18 protein-coding genes are annotated in these 18,512 nt (G+C 67.8%); 9 read left to right on the top strand and 9 right to left on the bottom strand.

Annotated elements, in window-relative coordinates:
• The first annotated feature begins 64 nt into the window (after positions 1 to 64).
• The 9 genes from zapE (at position 65) to moaE (ending at position 8,176) form a co-directional block, all read left to right on the top strand.
• Positions 65 to 1,177 (top strand): cell division protein ZapE, encoded by a 1,113-nt coding sequence (gene zapE, locus ACE3P2_RS04400; RefSeq protein ID WP_374261485.1) that lies wholly within the window; start codon positions 65 to 67, stop codon positions 1,175 to 1,177.
• Between the two features lie 6 nt (positions 1,178 to 1,183).
• Positions 1,184 to 1,972, top strand: a complete 789-nt coding sequence (locus tag ACE3P2_RS04395) for a hypothetical protein (RefSeq protein WP_374261483.1) — start codon at positions 1,184 to 1,186, stop codon at positions 1,970 to 1,972.
• A 9-nt stretch (positions 1,973 to 1,981) separates the two neighbouring features.
• Complete coding sequence (locus ACE3P2_RS04390; protein ID WP_374261481.1) at positions 1,982 to 3,940, top strand: ATP-dependent DNA helicase; 1,959 nt, start codon at positions 1,982 to 1,984, stop codon at positions 3,938 to 3,940.
• 69 nt (positions 3,941 to 4,009) lie between these two features.
• Positions 4,010 to 4,261, top strand: a complete 252-nt coding sequence (locus ACE3P2_RS04385; RefSeq protein ID WP_374261479.1) for a hypothetical protein — start codon at positions 4,010 to 4,012, stop codon at positions 4,259 to 4,261.
• A gap of 21 nt (positions 4,262 to 4,282) precedes the next feature.
• Complete coding sequence (locus ACE3P2_RS04380) at positions 4,283 to 5,662, top strand: hypothetical protein (protein WP_374261477.1); 1,380 nt, start codon at positions 4,283 to 4,285, stop codon at positions 5,660 to 5,662.
• The gene (gene mobB, locus ACE3P2_RS04375; protein WP_374261475.1) at positions 5,659 to 6,153 is read left to right on the top strand and encodes a molybdopterin-guanine dinucleotide biosynthesis protein B; all 495 of its coding nucleotides are present in this window, start codon (positions 5,659 to 5,661) and stop codon (positions 6,151 to 6,153) included. The genes ACE3P2_RS04380 and mobB overlap by 4 nt, the downstream gene beginning before the upstream one ends.
• The gene (gene glp, locus ACE3P2_RS04370; protein ID WP_374261473.1) at positions 6,150 to 7,373 is read left to right on the top strand and encodes a gephyrin-like molybdotransferase Glp; all 1,224 of its coding nucleotides are present in this window, start codon (positions 6,150 to 6,152) and stop codon (positions 7,371 to 7,373) included. The genes mobB and glp overlap by 4 nt, the downstream gene beginning before the upstream one ends.
• Positions 7,374 to 7,383: 10 nt before the next feature.
• On the top strand, positions 7,384 to 7,638 hold the full coding sequence (gene moaD / locus ACE3P2_RS04365; RefSeq protein WP_374261471.1) for a molybdopterin converting factor subunit 1: 255 nt from the start codon (positions 7,384 to 7,386) through the stop codon (positions 7,636 to 7,638).
• A gap of 73 nt (positions 7,639 to 7,711) precedes the next feature.
• Positions 7,712 to 8,176 (top strand): molybdopterin synthase catalytic subunit MoaE, encoded by a 465-nt coding sequence (moaE, locus tag ACE3P2_RS04360; RefSeq protein ID WP_374261469.1) that lies wholly within the window; start codon positions 7,712 to 7,714, stop codon positions 8,174 to 8,176.
• Positions 8,177 to 8,266: 90 nt separating this feature from the next.
• On the opposite strand, the gene ACE3P2_RS04355 is transcribed toward moaE, so the two are convergent.
• The 9 genes from ACE3P2_RS04355 to ACE3P2_RS04315 all read right to left on the bottom strand — a co-directional run bounded on the left by ACE3P2_RS04355 (position 8,267) and on the right by ACE3P2_RS04315 (position 18,502).
• Positions 8,267 to 9,253, bottom strand: coding sequence for an N-acetylmuramidase domain-containing protein (locus ACE3P2_RS04355; protein ID WP_374261467.1), 987 nt, complete (start codon positions 9,251 to 9,253; stop codon positions 8,267 to 8,269).
• Positions 9,254 to 9,281: 28 nt separating this feature from the next.
• Positions 9,282 to 10,334, bottom strand: a complete 1,053-nt coding sequence (locus ACE3P2_RS04350; RefSeq protein ID WP_374261465.1) for a hypothetical protein — start codon at positions 10,332 to 10,334, stop codon at positions 9,282 to 9,284.
• Positions 10,331 to 10,606 carry a hypothetical protein gene (locus tag ACE3P2_RS04345; protein ID WP_374261463.1) on the bottom strand — a complete coding sequence of 92 codons (276 nt, stop codon included), beginning with the start codon at positions 10,604 to 10,606 and terminating at the stop codon, positions 10,331 to 10,333. Before ACE3P2_RS04345 ends, ACE3P2_RS04350 begins: the two co-directional genes overlap by 4 nt.
• 654 nt (positions 10,607 to 11,260) lie before the next feature.
• The gene (locus ACE3P2_RS04340; protein WP_374261461.1) at positions 11,261 to 13,060 is read right to left on the bottom strand and encodes a TRAP transporter large permease subunit; all 1,800 of its coding nucleotides are present in this window, start codon (positions 13,058 to 13,060) and stop codon (positions 11,261 to 11,263) included.
• Positions 13,061 to 13,521: 461 nt separating this feature from the next.
• Positions 13,522 to 14,562 carry a TRAP transporter substrate-binding protein DctP gene (gene dctP, locus ACE3P2_RS04335; protein WP_374261459.1) on the bottom strand — a complete coding sequence of 347 codons (1,041 nt, stop codon included), beginning with the start codon at positions 14,560 to 14,562 and terminating at the stop codon, positions 13,522 to 13,524.
• A gap of 10 nt (positions 14,563 to 14,572) precedes the next feature.
• The gene (locus ACE3P2_RS04330) at positions 14,573 to 15,484 is read right to left on the bottom strand and encodes a TRAP transporter TatT component family protein (RefSeq protein ID WP_374261457.1); all 912 of its coding nucleotides are present in this window, start codon (positions 15,482 to 15,484) and stop codon (positions 14,573 to 14,575) included.
• A 99-nt stretch (positions 15,485 to 15,583) separates the two neighbouring features.
• A complete protein-coding gene (locus ACE3P2_RS04325) occupies positions 15,584 to 16,201 on the bottom strand; it encodes a YitT family protein (protein ID WP_374261455.1) in 618 nt (205 codons plus the stop codon).
• A 73-nt stretch (positions 16,202 to 16,274) separates the two neighbouring features.
• Complete coding sequence (locus ACE3P2_RS04320; RefSeq protein WP_374261454.1) at positions 16,275 to 16,943, bottom strand: hypothetical protein; 669 nt, start codon at positions 16,941 to 16,943, stop codon at positions 16,275 to 16,277.
• A gap of 152 nt (positions 16,944 to 17,095) precedes the next feature.
• Positions 17,096 to 18,502, bottom strand: coding sequence for an alkaline phosphatase (locus ACE3P2_RS04315; protein WP_374261452.1), 1,407 nt, complete (start codon positions 18,500 to 18,502; stop codon positions 17,096 to 17,098).
• Between the last annotated feature and the right edge of the window lie 10 nt (positions 18,503 to 18,512).

Raw genomic sequence — 18,512 nt, 5'->3', positions numbered from 1 at the left:
GGGGCGGTCAGGCGGTAAAATGCCTGTCCGCCCCCGATCCTATTGGTTCTACCGAAATACCACGATGCCTCACCGAATCCTGAAAGTCGCCGAGCACGGCATGATCGACGCTTACGAGGCGACCCTCGCGGCTCGCGGCTTCAAGTCCGATCCCGCCCAACGTGCCGCGGCCCAGCGCCTGCAAGGGCTGTACACCGAGCTGGTGGCCTTCAAGGCGGCCCGGCGCGGGACGCTCCGCAAGCTCCTCTCGCGGCCCAAGCAGCCACGTAGCGTGTATTTCTGGGGTGGCGTCGGCCGCGGCAAGAGCTTCCTGATGGATTGCTTCTTCGACTCGGTGCCTTACCAGCGCAAGCGCCGGGTGCATTTCCATGCCTTCATGCAGGAAGTGCAGAACGATCTTAAGAACCTTAACCACGAGCCCGATCCGCTGCAAAAGGTGGCCGACCGCATCGCGCGGCAGACCCGTCTGCTGTGCTTCGACGAGTTCCACGTCTCCGACATCGCCGATGCGATGATCCTCGGCCGGTTGCTCGACGCGCTGTTCGAGCGGGGCACGATCTTCGTGATGACCTCGAATTATCCGCCCGACGGCCTGTACCCCAACGGCTTGCAGCGGATCAATTTCCTGCCCACCATCGAGATGATCAAGCGTCGTTTCGACGTCGTCGAGGTGGATCACGGTACCGACTATCGTCTGCGCACCCTCGAGCAGATGGACGCTTTCCTGGTGCCCGCCGACGACGCAGCCGACCAGCATCTGGCCCGCGATTTCGAGCAGATCGCCGGTGCGCCGGGCGAGCCTGGCGAGATCGAGGTGCTGGAGCGCAAGCTCAAGGTGGTGCGCCGCGCGGCGGGCGTGATCTGGTTCGATTTCGACACCCTGTGCGGCGGCAACCGTTCCCAGAACGACTACCTCGAGATCGCCCGCGAGCACCACACCCTGATCCTCTCCCGCGTGCCCAAGATGAGTCCGGCGATGGCCTCGGAGGCGCGCCGCTTCACCTGGCTGGTGGATGTGCTCTACGACCACCGCGTCAAGCTGCTGGTCAGCGCCGAGTGCCAGGCCTACGACCTCTACGTCGAAGGCCGCCAGGCGAGCGAGTTCCACCGCACCGTGAGCCGCCTGATCGAGATGCGTTCGCGCGATTACCTCGCCGAAGCCCACCGGGTCGACTGACGCCCGATGCGCCGCCTCGCCCTTGGCCTGCTCATCGCGGGGCTGCTGCCGGGCGGGCTGGTGCGCGCCGACAACCCGCTCGAGATCGTCACCCTGCGGCACAAGCCGGCCGAGCAGATCGTGCCGGCGCTGCGTCCGCTCGTCGAGCCCGACGGGGCGATCAGCAGCCTGGGCGACAAGATCCTGCTGCGCGTCTCGCCCCACAACCGCGATCAACTCCTCGCTGCCATTGCCGCCCTCGACACCCCGATCCGACGTCTGGTCGTCTCGGTGCGCCAGGGCACGCGGCTGGAAGGGGAGGGCGCTGGCGTGGGCGTCCAGGGCCGCCTCGCGCCGGGCGACAGCCGCCTGATCGTCGATGGCGGCGTGGGCCGGGTGCGCCGCAGCGACGACGTGAGCCAGCAGGTGCAGGTGGTCGAAGGCGGGCGGGCGTTGATCCAGGTCGGCCGCTCGCTGCCCCTGGCGCTGCGCGAATGGCGTGCAGCGCCGGGCGGTTGGGTGCAGGTCGATTCGGTGCGTTATCTGGATGTGGGCACCGGCTTCTTCGCGTCGCCTCAGGTGACGGGCGAGCGCGTCACCATCGAGATCAGCCCGCAGTCGAGTCGCCTCGAACAGGGCGGAGAGATCGAGTCGTCGCGTCTTGCCACCACCGTGAGCGGCCCGCTCGGTGCGTGGATTCCCCTCGGCAGCAGCGCCGCTACCGGCGACACCACCCGTTACGGCACCGCCGGCTACACCCAGGACGCCCGCCGCAGCGATGCCCAGGTGTGGCTGCGCGTCGATGCCCTCGAATAGATTTTTCCGATGAACGTCGAACACGCCTTTGCCGCCGACGGCCCGCTGGCCGCCGCGATTCCCGGATTCTCGCCGCGCCCCCAGCAGATCGAGATGGCCGAGCACATCGCCCACACCCTCAAAGAGAACGGCGTGCTCGTGGCCGAGGCCGGCACCGGCACCGGCAAGACTTACGCCTACCTCGTGCCGGCGCTGCTGAACGGCGGCAAGGTCATCATCTCCACCGGCACCAAGACGTTGCAGGATCAGCTCTTCAACCGCGATCTGCCCACCGTGCGCGGCGCCCTCAAGGTGCCGGTCGGGGTAGCGCTGCTCAAGGGGCGCGCCAACTACGTGTGCCACTATCACCTCGCGCGCAACCTGGTGGACGGTCGTTTCACCACGCCCGAGGATGCCGCCCACCTGCGCGCCATCGGCCGCTTCATGGAGATCACCCAGAGCGGCGACAAGGCCGAGTGCCCCGAGGTGCCCGAGGACGCCGCCGCCTGGATGTTCGCCACCTCGTCGCGGGACAACTGCCTGGGGCAGGAATGTCCCAACATCAAGGAATGCTTCGTCGCCGCCGCCCGCCGCAATGCGATGGACGCCGACGTGGTGGTGGTCAATCACCACCTGTTCTTCGCCGACGTGATGCTGCGCGACGAAGGCATGGGCGAGCTGCTGCCCTCGTGCAACGCCGTGATCTTCGACGAAGCCCACCAGTTGCCCGAAGTCGCCAGCCTGTTCTTCGGCGAGAGCGTGTCCACCGCCCAACTCCTCGAACTCGCTCGCGACACCCGTTCCGAGACGGTGGCCGCGGCCCGCGACTGCCTCGCCCTCATCGACGCCACCCGCAAGCTCGAAAAGGCCGCCCGCGACCTGCGCCTGTCAGTGCAGGCCGAGAACGCCCGCTTCGGCTATGCCCAGCTGGCCGACAACACCGCCTTCCACGAAGCCATCGACGCGCTGGACGTCGAACTGACCGAATTCTGCACGCTGGTCGAATCCCAGGCCGAGCGTTCCGAGGGCCTTGCCAACTGCCTGCGCCGCACCCAGGAGCTCCAGCAGCGCCTGGCCCGCTGGCAGGTGCCGGAGGGCACCGACTGGGTGCGCTGGGTCGAGGTGTTCAGCCAGACCCTCGCCCTCAACGCCACGCCCCTGTCGATCGCCGCGATCTTCAAGCGCCAGATGGACGGCCACCCGCGCGCCTGGGTGTTCACCTCGGCCACCCTCGCGGTGGGGCGCGACTTCGGGCATTACTGCCGCGAGCTCGGTCTCAACTGGGTGGAGCCACCCATCGAAACCGCGGTGTGGGGCTCGCCCTTCGACTACCCGGCCCAGGCCATGCTCTACGCGCCGCAGAACATGCCCGAGCCCAACAGCCCGGAATACCCCGACGCCGTGGCCAAGGTGGCGATACCGCTGATCCGCGCCGCCCAGGGCCGCACCTTCGTGCTGTGCACCTCGCTGCGGGCGATGCGACGCATCCACGAGCTGATCGCCGACGCCCTCGAGCGCGACAAGCTCGATCTCCCGCTGCTGATCCAGGGCGAGGGCTCCCGTTCGGAGCTGCTGGATCGTTTCCGCCGCCTCGGCAACGCCATCCTGGTGGCCAGCCAGAGCTTCTGGGAGGGGGTGGACGTGCCCGGCGACGCGCTCTCGGTGGTCGTCATCGACAAGCTGCCCTTCGCGCCGCCGGACGATCCGGTGCTCGCCGCGCGCATCGAGCACATGAACAAATCGGGGCTCAACCCCTTCATGCACTACCAGCTCCCGCGGGCCGTCATCAACGTCAAGCAGGGGGCCGGACGCCTGATCCGCACCGAGCGCGACAAGGGCGTGCTCGCCATCTGCGACCCGCGTATGCTCACCAAACCCTACGGGCGCCGCGTCTGGCAGAGCCTGCCGCCGATGCGCCGCAGCAAGGTCGAGGCCGAGGTGGTCGACTTTCTCGAACAGCTTCCGCCGCCCGCCGCGCGTCAGGGCTGAACGCCGGCGTTTTTTGCCGATCAAGCATCGATCAAGGACAGCCCGCCCATCGATGGGTAAAAGCGTGTCATGGATGAATCTTCGCGCCTCACCGATGGGTTGCGGCGGCGCATCGATGAGCAAAATTCACTCATGCGTGGGCGGCGCCCACCCATCGATGCCTGCCTGCCGCTCAAGCATGAGCAGCCACGACGCAGCGATGGCTTGCGGACACGCACCCATGAGCCGCCACTGCGCATCGATGCGCCGATTTCACGCATCCCTGAGTGGCGCGTCTTCAATCAACCCGGTCTGCCCCCGCTGCTACAATCCTGCGCCTGAACACTTGCACCGATGCCGTCCTTGACCGCCCCGAAAACGCCCGTTCCGACCACGCCCGCGCCGTCGTCGCCCGCCGAGCGCATCGCCCGTCTGGCCGATGCCGGGCACGATTGTGTCGATGCCGCACAAGCCCTCAACGCCGGCTGCCAGTGCGTCTCCCTCGACCGTCAGGCGCTGCTCGCCGCGCTGGCCCGCGACCCGCGGGACGGGGCGCTGCAGGCCATGCTCGCCGAATCGCGGCCGCACCTGTTCGCCGAATCCCTCACCTTCGTCTCCGCCGACCACGTGGCGCGCATGGCCGCGCTGATCGCCGCCATCGAGCGGGTGATCGCCTTGCCCGCCTGGGCCGACGCGGTGCTCGGCCGCGCCCCGTCCAGCGCTCGCCGCCCGAGCCGTGCCGCGGGGGTGTTCCTGGGTTACGACTTCCACCTGTCGGCCGGCGGGCCGCAGCTCATCGAGATCAACACCAACGCCGGCGGCGGACTGCTCGCCGCCATCCTCGGGCGCGCCCAGCGGGCCTGCTGCGACGAGGTCGAGGCGGCGATGGCGGCCATGCAGGTCCACGGCCCGGCCGACATCGAGACGGCCTTCGTGGCCATGTTCCGCGCCGAATGGCAGGCCGAACGGGGCGACGCCCCGCTCGCCACGGTGGCCATCGTGGACGACGCCCCCCAGGGCCAGTACCTGCTGCCCGAATTCCTGCTGTTCCAGCGCCTCTTCGAGCGACACGGCATCCAGGCCTGGATCTGCGACCCGTCCGAGCTCGTCCACGATGGGGCCGGGCTCACCCTCCACGGCGCGCGGGTCGACCTCGTCTATAACCGCCTCACCGATTTCGCCTTCGACGAACCCGCCCATGCCGCCCTGCGCGCGGCCTGGGACGCCGGCTCGGCGGTCATCACGCCGCACCCGCGCGCCCATGCTCTGTATGCCGACAAGCGCAACCTGGTGCTGCTTTCCGACGCCGCCACGCTGCGCCGCCTCGGCGCGAGTGAGGCCGACATCGCCACGATCGCCGCCGGCGTGCCCCGCACCGAAGCCGTCAACCCGGCCGCGGCGACCGATTTCTGGGCGCGTCGGCGCGGCCTGTTCTTCAAGCCCGCCAGCGGCTTCGGCAGCCGCGGTGCGTACCGGGGCGACAAGCTCACCCGCCGGGTCTTCGACGACATCCTCGCCGGCGACTACATCGCCCAGGCGCTGGTGCCGCCCTCCGAACGCCATCTGGCGGTGGACGGCGAAACGGTGGCCCTCAAGATGGACCTGCGCAACTACGTCTATCGGGGCGAGGTCCAGCTCGTCACCGCACGCCTCTACCGCGGCCAGACCACCAACTTCCGCACCCCCGGCGGCGGCTTCGCCCCGGTGCTCGCGGTGCCCTGCGCTCACCCGGAGGCGGCATGAAGGTTTTCGGCTTTGCCGGCTGGTCCGGCTCGGGCAAGACGACGCTGATCGAACAGGTCATCCCCGCGATCACCGCGCGGGGGCTGCGCGTGTCGGTCATCAAGCACGCCCACCACGGCTTCGACATCGACAAGCCGGGCAAGGATTCCTGGCGCCACCGCGAGGCCGGCGCCAGCGAGATCCTCCTCGTCTCGGATCAACGCTGGGTGCTGATGCACGAACTGCGCGGCGCCCCCGAACCCGATCTCGACGCCCAGCTCGCCCACCTGTCGCCGTGCGACCTGGTGCTCGTCGAAGGCTTCAAGGCGGTGCAGATTCCCAAGCTCGAGGTGTATCGCCCGGCCCTCGGCAAGCCGCGCCAGTATCCCGACAACCCGGCCATCGTCGCCATCGCCAGCGACGTGGCGCTCGATGCGCCGCTGCCGCGCCTCGACCTCAACGACCCGGCCCGCGTGGCCGATTTCATCCTCCAACACCAGGGCTTGATATGAGCAATCCCATGCGTCCCTTCGAGGACGTGCGGGCGGCGCTGCTGGCTGCCGCCACGCCCGTCCGCGATGTCGAATCCGTGCCCACCGCCGAGGCCCTGGGCCGCGTGCTGGCCATTGACCAGGTGTCGTCCCTCAACGTGCCGCCCCTCGACAATTCCGCGATGGACGGTTACGCGGTGCACAGCGGCGATGTTGCTGCGCCGGGCGCCCGCCTCACCGTCGCTCAGCGCATTCCCGCCGGCAGCGTCGGCCACCTGCTGGCCCGTGGCACCGCCGCGCGCATCTTCACCGGGGCGCCCGTGCCGCCGGGCGCCGACGCCATCGTGATGCAGGAGCTGTGCAGCCTGGACGGCGACGGCGTGACCATCGACCACGTGCCCCGGCCCGGCGAGTGGATTCGCCGCGCCGGCGAGGACATCCGCGCCGGCGCCAGCGTGCTCGTCGCCGGCCAGCGCCTGCAGCCGCAGATGCTCGGCCTCGCCGCCTCGGTGGGCTGCGCCACCCTGCCGGTCTTCCGCCGCCTGCGCGTCGCGCTGTTTTCCACCGGCGACGAGCTGGTGATGCCCGGCGAACCGCTGCCGCCCGGCGCCATCTACAACTCCAACCGCTACGTACTGCGCGGCCTGCTCGAAGCCCTGGGCTGCCAGGTGAGCGACCTCGGCATCGTGCCCGACAGCCGCGACGCCACGCGCGCCGCGCTACGCCAGGCCGCTGCCAGCAACGATCTGATCGTCACCAGCGGCGGCGTCTCGGTGGGCGAAGAAGACCACGTGCGCCCGGCGGTGCTTGCCGAGGGCCGACTCGACCTCTGGCTGGTCGCCATGAAGCCCGGCAAACCGGTCGCCTTCGGCCACGTGAACGATCCGGCCGGCGGGCCTGGCGCGGCCTTCATCGGCCTGCCCGGCAATCCGGTGTCGAGCTTCGTCACCTTCGCGATGCTGGTGCGGCCCTTCGTGCTGCGCGCGATGGGCGTCGAATCCTGCCTGCCGCGCACCCTGCCGCTGGTGGCGGGCTTCGACTGGACGCGCCCCGACCGCCGCCGCGAGTTCCTGCGCGCGCGCATCGGCGACGACGGTCGCGTCGCCCTGTTCGACAACCAGGGGCCCGGCGTCCTGACCTCCACCGTGTGGGCCGACGGCCTGGTGGACAACCCCCCGGGCCAGACGATCGCCGCCGGCGATCCGGTCCGTTTCATTCCTTACTCCGAACTCCTTTCGTAAGTCGTCCGACATGAGCATCAAGGTTCTGTACTTCGCCAGCCTGCGTGAAACCCTCGGTTATTCCCACGAAACCCTGACCCTTCAGCCCAGCATCGCCACCGTCGGCGACCTGCGCGCCCACCTCGCCCGGCGCGGTGGGGTGTGGGAGGCGCTGGGCGAAGGGCGCAACGTGCGCGTCGCGATCAACCAGGAAATGGCCGGCCCCGATGCGGCGGTGGCCGACCGCGACGAGATCGCCTTCTTCCCGCCCGTCACCGGCGGCTGAGCCCCCGCTACGGGCTCCGACCCACGCGGGGCGAGTCCGCTTGCCCCATGACTAGCAGCCAATCGAGGTCCCCATGAACCGGATCAGTGTCCAGGAAGCCGACTTCGATGTCGGTGCGGAAATCGCCGCCCTCTCCGCCGGGCGTCACGAGGTGGGTGCGGTCGCGAGCTTCGTCGGCCTGGTGCGCGCCGACAAGGTGGCGGGGGAGGGGAGCGCCGTCTGCGCGATGACCCTCGAGCACTACCCCGGCATGACCGAGAAGTCGCTCGAGGCCATCGTCGTCGAGGCCCAGGGGCGCTGGGCGCTCGACGCGGTGCGGGTGATCCATCGCTTCGGGCGGCTCGAGCCGGGCGCGCGCATCGTGTTCGTTGGCGTGGCGAGCAGTCACCGCGGCGACGCCTTCGCGGCCTGCGAGTTCATCATGGACTACCTGAAGACCCGCGCGCCGTTCTGGAAGAAGGAGGACACGCCGGAAGGCGGCCGCTGGGTGGACGCCCGTGAGACGGACGACAGTGCCGCCGCCCGTTGGGGCAGCTAAATACCCGTCACCGTGCGTCGCATGGGTCGGTGGGTGCCCGGGGCCTGATCCAAGACGGCAGTGCATCAACTGCCGCCGTCCTGGTGGAGACTAAGTGATCTGACTCAGCGCAAGCAAGGTGGGGTCGTCCAGCTTGCCGGAAACGGGCAGGTTGGATTTTTTTTGGAACTGCATCACTGCTTTCTGGGTGCTCGGTCCGAACCATCCGTCTACCGTGCCGGGGTTATACCCACCGTAACTCAGAAACAGTTGAGCCGCGCGCACATCCAGATCAGGCAGTGGACCCACGCTGTAGCGGGCAAATGCGGTCTTGAGCTTTTGGTCGTATTGATGTTTTTCAAAGCCCTTGCCGTTGTAGCCTGACGCGAAGCCAGCCCAATCTTCGTTCTTTAGATTGCTGGCGAGCCCGTGCGCTTCAATGAAATGAGCCATTGCGAGCACGTGCGCATCCTCGGTCTGGCTCATCGCGCTGACCATCGTCTCCACGTCTGCATAGCCTGCAGCGCCTGCATTGAAGCCCATCACTTGCCCGAGGCCCCACGATGCGCTTTGCAGCGCCGCTGTGCGATCCAGTGCGATAGCGCGGTTCAGACGCTCGTATTGAAACGCGCCGTCTTTTTTCCCATAGCCACGCGGTTTGCCGTTGCTGATATCCGGGGCCTCGGCGTCGAATACGCCTTTCGTTAGCTTATGGAAAACATGGCGCTCGAAGAGAATTTTCGGACGCCGATCCGGCAAGAAACCGCAGCCGCTCGTCTCGACCGTCATGACGGCCCATAGCGCCGGCAGATTCACGCCCAAGCTCGAAGCTGCGCCTCTCAGTCCGTCCTGGGTCAGGGGACTGCCGCGGCCGCTGAAGTCTGCTGAGTGTGTCGCCGGTGTTGCCACCGCCGTGGCCATCGTTTTTTTTACGTTGCTCGAAGTGGCCGTGGTTGATTCGTCGCCTGGGTCGCGATAGCTCAATTCGCACATATCCGGATGGCCGGGAATGGGGGTACAACCATCGACGACAAAACCTTGTTTTTTCAGGCGAGCGGCTTCCTCGTCACATGCCGTGCACAGAACGGTGTTTTTCATGATGTTGTCTCCTTTTGGGGAAGGGGCGTTAACTCCCGAGGGCACAGACCGTGGCTCGATGTACCTTCAGCGTGGTGGTGTAGTCCGGCGACGCGGCATCCAGGGTGGTCATGAATTCAGCGTAAGTCTGGCGTTGAGCGAGAGGAGGGGTGCCGGTGGCGCGAACGGTCTTCAGGAATTTCGGCGCTCTGTCTCCAAACACCTTCTGGGATTCCACATCGCTCCAGACCCGTGACAGGCTCGCATCCGGAACATGAGAGAAGCAGGCGAGCGTGTCGAGGGCGATTCGACCTTGTTCGCCCTGCGTATTTTTGTACATCTGTACTTCGCCCACCGCGGTCTCGGCCCGTGACTTGAACGTATCGCTCACACCCTTCGACAAGGCGAGCTGCTCGGCAGCTACCCCGGTTGCGAAGAATTGTGTCAGGGTAAAGAAGGCCGGGTTGGGGGCATCCCCCGCCGGTGAGTTGCTATTGGCTGCGGGGGGAGAGGCTTTCGCATCTGTTGAGCTGGGGGCATTGACACGAATAACCGCGGCTCCCGTGGTGTCGAGACTTGCCAGAACCGATGGTTGGCGAGTCTCATCAACCGGGATGATGGAGGCTTCCTTGCGTTTGTAGCCAAAGGTGAAGGACTCCGGGGTCAAGCTTGCGGCCTGGAGGGCAATCTTCAACCCCAGCGTCGTGGACGTGGCGAAGAACATTACCGGCAGTTTTTCTTGTGGCACCGGTCGTACATCGTGGTTGCACTCTGGCGCTTTCGGCGCTTCTGGTTTGGTCAGCATTCTTGCCGCGCAACCCGTCGCGTAGGTCTGCTTGACATCCCGGCTCAAGCCCCGTCCTGTTGCCTCGAGGTATCCCACGACCGGATATATATTTCCGTCGTTAAACCGCGGACCGATGTAGCCCTCCGTCCGATCAAACGCCACAGTGACACTCACCGGCATGCTCTCCATGTCAATCACGGACAATGAAGTCTTCGTCACGAAGATGGCGTTCTCCCGTGGCGATGCACACGCCCCCAGCGTCAGTGCCAGCACGACGATGGCCGGCCGGCAGGTTTCAGCTCGACTGTTCATCATTTTTCTCCCTTCTCTGTGGTGGTTGGGGTGGCTGTCGGCGTTGCCATGAGCGTGAATCCGGGGGCGAAACAGGTGTTTTCGCGCACCGCCACGTGGGTGACATCGCTGTAGCCGATGACCAGAGCGCGACTTTCACTGCCGCTACTCACCGTAATTCCCAGGGACTGCACACGCAGGGATTCGCCCCCCCAGGGGATGGCCGGGTTGGCTGCAGGAAGCGCGAGATGCACGAAGCCGATGACGTGATGGGTGCCATCGGGCGATACATACATGTGAGAGCACGCTGTCATGAGCAGTAAGACCGCGCATTCCATCCGGCGCCTGAGGGTGACGCAACAAGGTGGGTGATGGCGAGGTGAGCACATGGACTTCTACTTTCTGACGGGACAACGGAAAAAACGGAGCCGTGAACACGTGCCATCTTGGGTCATTTCATATGCAAAAAATAAATGGCTGCATATGAAAATGTTATAGAGCACAGAACATTCACCTGAAAGAGAAATGTTGCTGTAGGGCGTCTTGTCGGGTCGCCACAAGGGCTCGGGGGCACGGCGGGCTGGTGCTGCGGCGCAGGGCTTGGCGCGGATCGGAACGCGCTATCGGGGCGCTCGGTGGGCGTACGGTGCGAGGTATATGCACGCCGCGCTGCATGGTGTGGATACCGGATCGATTCGCCGCGTATCAAGCACTGGGTGTGAGATGACGGGAGTCGGGCATTGCACGCGCGGCGTCACAAGGCGCAGAAGGACGCGAGGCGTAGCCCGTCCCGGTGGTGATCGATGTGCTGGATCGCCAGGGCCTGACCTGATGCGGAGCAAGGCGACGAGCGGATCTGTTCCGCCGCATCGCCTTCTTGAACAGTGGCCACCGCCGCGACTTAACCTGCGGTGAGGCGCTTTCCTACAGAATGGGAGCGGACGACAACGTCAGCCAAACGCGGTCGGCAGCCACGTCGCCAGCCACGGCGAGGCCGAGATCGCCAGTGCGCCGAGGAAGATGGCGGCCAGCGCCGGCAGTACCGAGGCCGCCACTTCGCGGATCGGCTTGGCGAACATCGCCGACGCGAAGAAGATGTTCATGCCCGCCGGTGGGCACAGGAAGCCCATCTCCATCACCGCCAGGAAGATCACCCCGAAGTGCACCGGGTCGATGCCGTAGCTCAGCGCCACCGGCAGCAGCAGGGGCACCAGCACCACGATGGCGGCGTAGATCTCCATCAGCGCGCCGGCCACGAACAGGAACAGGTTGAGCGCCACCAGGAAGGCGAGCTTGCTGGGCAGGGCCTGCTGTACCCATTCCACCGCCGCGTCGGGGATGCCGGCATCCACCAGATAGTTGGTGAGCCCCAGCGCCATGCCGAGGATGAGCATCACCCCGCCGATCACCTGGGCGCAGTCGGCGAGGCAGCGGCGCAGCAGCGGCCAGTCCAGCTCCCGGTGGGCGACAGCCTGGGTGAGGATCGCGTAGGCGGCGGTGAGGGCGGCGCTCTCGGTGGGGGTGGCGAGGCCGCTGGCCAGGGAGCCGATGGCCACCACCGGGGCGACGATCTCCCAGCGGGCTGCCCAGGCCGCCTTGCGTGCGGCGGCGAAGTCGGCCTTTGGGCGCTCGCCCGCGGCGATGCCGTCGCGGCGCAGGTAGCCGCCGACGGTGAGCAGGAAGGCCACCATCACCAGCGCCGGCAGCACGCCGGCCAGGAACATGGTGTTGATGGGCACCCGGGCGATGATCGCGTACATGATGAGCGGCACCGACGGCGCCAGCAGCACGCCCAGCGCGCTGGCGCTGGTGACGAGGCTGATGCCGCGCTTCTCGGGCAGGCCGGCGTCCTTGAGGAGCGGCAGCAGCAGGCCGCCCAGGGCCAGGATGGTGACGCCGCTGCCGCCGGTGAAGGCGGTGAAGAACGAGCACAACAGCGCCGCGGCGATGGACGAGCCGATGGCGCCGCCGCCAAAGCTGGCGGTGAACAGCGCGCCCAGGCGCACCGCGGCGCCGCTGCGGGCGAACACCAGCCCGGCCAGGGTGAACAGCGGCAGCGCCGGCAGCGAGGGATTGACGGTGATCTGGTAGTGGGAGAGGGGCACCGAGGCGAGCGGCTGCCCTTCCGACCAGAACAGCGCGAGCGCCAGGCCGCCCAGCACCGCGAAGATCGGCGCCCCGGCCAGCAGGGCCAGCAGCAGGGCGACCGCGAAGGGGCCCAGCGGCAGTTGCGCGCCGTCGAAGTGGAGGGCGAAGGCGAAGCCGGCGGCGGTGAGCGCCAGCCCCAGCAGGACACGCGCGACGACCGCGCGGGCGCAGCGGCTGCCGAGCCGGATGCCCAGCGCCACGAAGCCCAGCGGCAGGGTGGTCTGGATCGCCCACACCGGCACGCCGTAGGCCAGCTCGCGCCCGGCGTCGATTTCGCTGGCGACGAACTGCCAGCTGGCCGCGGCGAGGGCGCCGCACAGCACGGCGGCGGCACCCTTGGCGAAGTGGTTGGCGACGGCGCGCAGCAGCGGGTTGCGGGCCGACGCGAAGCTGTTGCCGAGGCTGGTGAGGTGGCCGCCGCGCTCGGCGAGGATCGCGCCGAACATGGCGAGGGCGAGGCCCAGGTGCTGGACGATCAGCGGCGCGTTGGCGATGCCCTTACCGTGCAGCGGGCGCAGGGCGATCTCGACCAGCGGGATCAGGGTCATCAGCGCCAGCGCGGTGGAGGCGATGGCTTCGTCGATAGGGGGCAGTCGGCGCATGGGGGCGGTGGGGGTTTTGGCCGGGCGGATTCGTTTGCCCGGCTCGCGTTGAAATCCGGCAGGTCGTCGTGTTGCTGGCGCGGTGGGCGCGACTTCATTCGGACGGTGCGTATCGAGTGTCGGGCGGTGGGTTTATCGACCTCCGCCGGCGGACGCGTTCGCCCCTGCAGAGGTATGCCGTTGGTCGCGGAGGAAGGTTTTTTGTAGGTGCGAATTCATTCGCACACCACGCGTCGATCGCGGACTTGGAAGGTCCCAAGTCGGAGATGGAGTGTTCCTCCTCGAACTTGGATCGATGCATCTATTTGGTGCATTCTCGCAAGTCCGACTTGCATCGTTTGAAGTTCGACTTGGACTTTCTGCAAGTCGGACTTGCAAGGACGCACCTTTGTCGTGCAAGCGTCCAGGTCAAACTTGAAACCGTGCAAGTTTTCGCCCGGCGTGCCGAGCTGCGGCTTCGATCAGCGCTTGCCGGCGCGGTAGTCCTTGAGCAGGCGCATGACTTCATCGAAGGTGTCGGCCGGCACCATCTTGCCGCGGATGCGCGGGTAGAGCTTGTCGGCGAGCTCGTTCCATTCCTTCATCTGCTCGGGGGTGGGCTTGTGCACCTGCAGGCCGCGCTTCTTCATGGCCTCGACGGCTTCGTCCACCTCCTGGCGGGCCTTGGTGCGCATCGTCAGGCCGGCCTTGGCGCCGGCGGCCTTGAGGGCGTCCTGGGCGGCGGGGCTCATCTCGTCCCAGGCTTTGCGGGTGACCACCAGCGCGCCGACGATGGGCGCCCAGTTGATGTCGAGCATGTGGGGGGCGGTGGCGTAGATCTGGCTGGCCAGGGCGAAGTAGGGGGTGGCCGGCACCGCGGTGATCATGCCGGTCTGGATCGACGGGAGGATGTCGCTGGTCTCGAGGGGCACCGGGGTGTAGCCGAGGCTCTTCATGATGTCCTGCTGCTCGGCCTCGCCGGCCCAGGCGAAGAACTTCATCTTGCGGTAGTCGTCGGGGCGCACCGCCGGATCTTTCGAGAAGAAGCGCACCCAGCCGGCGTCGCCCCAGGCGAGCACCACGAAGCCCTTGTCGGCGAACTTCTTCTCGATGCCGGGGCGCAGCTTCTCGCGCACGTAGTCCACTTCGTCCCAGCTCCTGAACAGCAGCGGCATGTTCTGCAGCGCGGCGATGGAGGGCTCGATCTCGCGCAGGCCGACCACCGACAGCAGGGCGCCCTGCAGCTGGCCGATGCGCATCCGGCGTGCCATGTCGGTCTCGCCGCCCTGGCTGCCGTCGGGATACACCACGTACTTGGCGCCTTCGCCCTGGGCAGCGCGCCAGGCTTCGCCCACTTCCAGCAACTGGCGGTGGTAGAGCGAGTTCTTGGGGGCCAGGGTGCCGATGCGAAGCTGGTTGCCGGCGGCGTGGCCAGGGCCGGCAAAGAAGCCGATCAACAGCCCGAGGAGCAGGCCGATGAGGGAGACGAGGTGCGGGGAGAGGCGTTCGCCGATCTTGTGCATGAGGTTTCCTTCAGAACAAATCGTCGGCCGAGTCGAGCAGCCAGCGGGCGCGCCGGCGCATGACTTCGTTGGAGAGGGTGAGGGGGCTGTCGGGGGCGTCGCGCACGGCCAGGGCCTGGCCCAGCAGGTCGGTGAAGGCGGCCTTGTCGCCGGCGGGCTGGGCGATGCCTTCGGCCTTGGCGACAAAGGCGGCGGCGCTGCGGCCATCGCCCCGGCGCAGGGCCTCGTCGAAATAGGCCTCGGCCCTGGCGCGGCTGCCGCCCGGGCGGGCGGTTTCGAAGCTGCCCATCAGGCTGGCGAGGCTGCCGTCGCCAAAGGCGGGGTCGGTGGCATAGGCGAGGCCGGCGAGGCGGATCGCCAGGGGCAGGTCGGCCACGGTGTCGGGGTCGTCCTTGGAGAGGGAAATCTGCCCGCCCCAGGCAGCGGCGGCCCAGTAGGCGAGCGGCACTTCGTCGGCGCGCAGCCGGATCGGCGCGGCGCGGTCGGCGAGGGCCGCGCGCAGGTTCGGGTGGCGCGCTTCGAGGGCCGTCAAGGCGTGGTCGCGGCCACGGCGGTAGAGCTTTGCGGCGCGCTCGCGCAGGCGCTGGGCGGCCTTGGCGTCGGTGGCCTCGCGGCGGTCGGCCTCGAAGGCGACGAAGGCGTAGGCGTACTGGGTGAAGCCGGCGGCGGTGGCGGCGGCGAGGCCGGCGTGGGCGGGCTGCGGGCGCAGCACCGATTCGGAGAGTTTGAGGTGGTAGGGGGCGGCGTCGCGGGCGAGTTCGAGGTCGTCCTCGGCGGCGTTTTCCTGGCTGGCGAGTGCGTCGGCGAACTGGCTCATCACGAGCTGGCGCGGCGTGCAGGCGGACAGCAGCACGAGGCCGCTCAGGACGGCGCACAGGCGCAGGAAGCGGAAATCGGGATGGGGTAGCGGAAGGAACGCCATGGCCACGGGAACAAGCCGGCGCGTGGCGCCGCCGTAAGTCGGGATGACGTGGAAGATAACGGTGGAATGTTGCGCTGCGGTTAAGCCGCGCCGGCCGCCTCAGAAGCCGTGGTAGCGGTCGGGCCGGTGATTGACGCCGATGACGAGGTTGAGCGCCGCCGCGCCGAGCACCGAGAGGGCGACCTGGGCCGGCGACACCACCAGCAGACCGAGGGCGAGGATCACGCTGTCGAAGCCCATCTGCACCGTGCCGGCACGCCAGCCGCGGGTTTTCTGGAGGTAGATCGCCAGCACGCCGACGCCGCCGAGGCTGGCGCCGTGGCGGATCAGAATGAGGATGCCGATGCCGATCAGCAGCCCGCTCATGATCGCGGCGAACAGCGGGTCGAGGTGCCGGAAGCCGACCAGGCCCGGCAGCAGCTCGGCGTACAGCGACAGCAGGCCGATGGCGCAGAAGGTCTTGACCGTGAAGCGCAGCCCCAGCGCCCGCAGCCCGAACACGTAGAACGGCAGGTTGATGAGGAACAGCACCACCCCGAAGCGCCAGCCGGAAAGATAGTGGCCGATGAAGGCGAGGCCGGTGGTGCCGCCGGAGAGCAGCCGCGCCTCGCGCAGCAGGACCACGCCGAGGGCGGTGAACAGGCAGCCGATGAGCATCGCCTGGATGTCTTCGAGCAGGCTGTGGGCGTGGGGCGGGTGGGCGTCGTGGATCGGCATGGCGGCGCTGGGCGGGAGGGGCTCCGCGGCATGATAGCCGGCGCGGGGCCGCCGCGCACCGCGTGGTGCCCGCTCAGTCGAGCAGGTCGGAGTATTCCTTCTGGGCGTAGCCGGTGAGCGTGGCCCAGGGCAGGGTGGCGGGCATGGCTTCGCGGGTGGCGGTGAGGGTGGCGCGCTGGGTGCCGCTGGCGTTGGTGGATTCGATGCGGCGCGGGTAGCGGGCGCTTTCGTCCCACAGTACCTGCACCTTGGCGTCGCGGGTGCCGCCTTCGTACCAGCGGGCGCCGGCCGGGGCGCTGCGCGGAATGGGCTTCATGCGCTTGATCTGCTCGGGGTCGAGGAGCTGGGCGGCGGTGGTCCAGCGGCCATCGAAGCCGATGTTGGCGTAATCGACGGGGGCGACGTCGACGATCATCTTTTCGTGGCCGTTCACGATGCGCACGCGCAGCTTGCCGTCTTCGCCGCGCTGCACCCAGCGGGAGGCGGCGGAAACGTCCATGTGCTTGTGGGTCTTGCCGCCGGCCTGGTGGTCGGCTTCTTCGTGGGCGCCGGGCGGCAGGATGCGGGCCACCCAGCTCTGGTTGTCACGGCGGATCAGGCGCTCGCCGAAGCGGGTGATGCGGGTGACGCCGTCGGCGCCGAGGGCGACGGTTTCGTGTTCGACCTTGAGGGCGAGGTCGTCGGCGTGGGCGGCGGTGGCGATGAGGGCGCCGCAGAGGGTGCGGATCAGGATCTTGTGCATGACGTGTCGGGCGCAGGCGGTGCGGGCCGGCCGCGCGTTGGGTGGGGCGGTGATCGAAAAAAAGACCCGGCCACGGAGGTGGCCGGGTGAAATGGCATGTCGACGTCGGTTCGTCGTCAAACCCTTGGGATCGATACGGGCGTGCCGGGGGCTCAGAGGCCCATGGCGGACTTCACCAGGCCGAAGACCTTGGTGTTGACCATCGTGCCCTTGAAACCGGCGTTGCCGGCGCCGGTGGAGAACAGCATCACGTCGCCGCCGCCGTGGGTCTCGGAGCCGGCCGAGCCCAGGTTGACGCCCACTTCCTGGAGGTAGTTGTCGTCGGCGGTGTCGACGTTGGTGAGGTCGTCGCGCACGGCCTTGCGGGGGCCGCCGCCGTTGCCGAACACCAGGGCGGTGTAAGGCAGGTTGTCGGCGGCCTTGGCGAGCACCGGGGTCTTCTGGACGGTGGTCTGCTTGATGTCGGTGACCTTGCCGAGGATCGGGTTGCCCTTGTGGGCGTAGCCGTTGAAGGTCATCGTGTGGTCGTGGTCGGCGGTGACGACGATCAGCGTGTTCTTCAGGTCGACCATGCCGAGGGCGCGCTTGATGGCGTCGTCGAAGGCGATGGTGTCCTCGAGGGCGCGCTTGGCGTTGGTGCCGTGCAGGGCGTGGTCGATGCGGCCGCCTTCGACCATCAGGAAGTAGCCCTTGCCGTTCTTCTGGAGGATTTCGATGGCCTTCTGGGTCATGTCGGCGAGGCTGGGCTCGTCGATGGCATTGGCGGGCTTGGCGCGGTCCAGCTCGTAGTTGAGGTGGTCGCGGTTGAACAGGCCGACCAGCTTGGTGGTGCTGGCGGGCAGGGCCTTGAAGGCGGTGCCGCTGTTCACATAGGTATAGCCGGCGCCGACGAGCTTGGCGGTGAGGTCCTGGCCGTCGGTGCGGCTGCCGCCGCTGACGGTGTTGGGCACGAAGAAGCGCCAGCCGCCGCCGAGCAGTACATCCACGCCGGTGCCGAGGGCGGCGTTGTATTTGCCGGAGCCGGGCACGAACTGGGCAGCGATGTCGTTCTCGCCGTCGCGGTGGCAGATGTGGGCGTAGGTGGCGGCCGGGGTGGCGTGGGTGACGCGGGTGGTCGTCACGGCGCCGACCGACTTGCCGGCGGCCTTGGCCAGCTCGAGCAGGGTGGGCACGGCGGTGCCGTTGCCGGTGCCCGGGCAGGTGCTGTTGGCACCGCTCACGTAAGGCGTGGTGCCGTTGTAGGCCTTGGTGTCGGCACTCATGGAGAGCACTTCGTTGTTCATCTTGAGGCCGGTCATGTAGGCGGCCATCGACGGCGCGGAGTCGGTGGTCTGGGCGTCGTTGGAGTAGGTCTTGATGCGCGCGGTGCGCTTCAGGCTTTCCATCGTCAGTGCGCCGGCTTCGCCGTACTTGTAGATGCGGCTGGCGGTGACGGTGGTGGGGCCCATGCCGTCGCCGAGGAAGAAGATGACGTTGGTGGCTTCGCCGGCGGCGAGGGCCGAGCTTGCCGCGCCGATCAGGGCGATGGCGGCGGCGCAGGTCTTGAAGTGGGTTTTCATCGTGGGCTCT

This window comes from Zoogloea sp., assembly GCF_041911615.1.
In the GTDB taxonomy this organism is placed as follows: Bacteria; Pseudomonadota; Gammaproteobacteria; order Burkholderiales; family Rhodocyclaceae; genus Zoogloea.
Note: the sequence above shows the minus strand (reverse complement) of the source record. Positions and strands in the feature narration are given on the sequence as shown.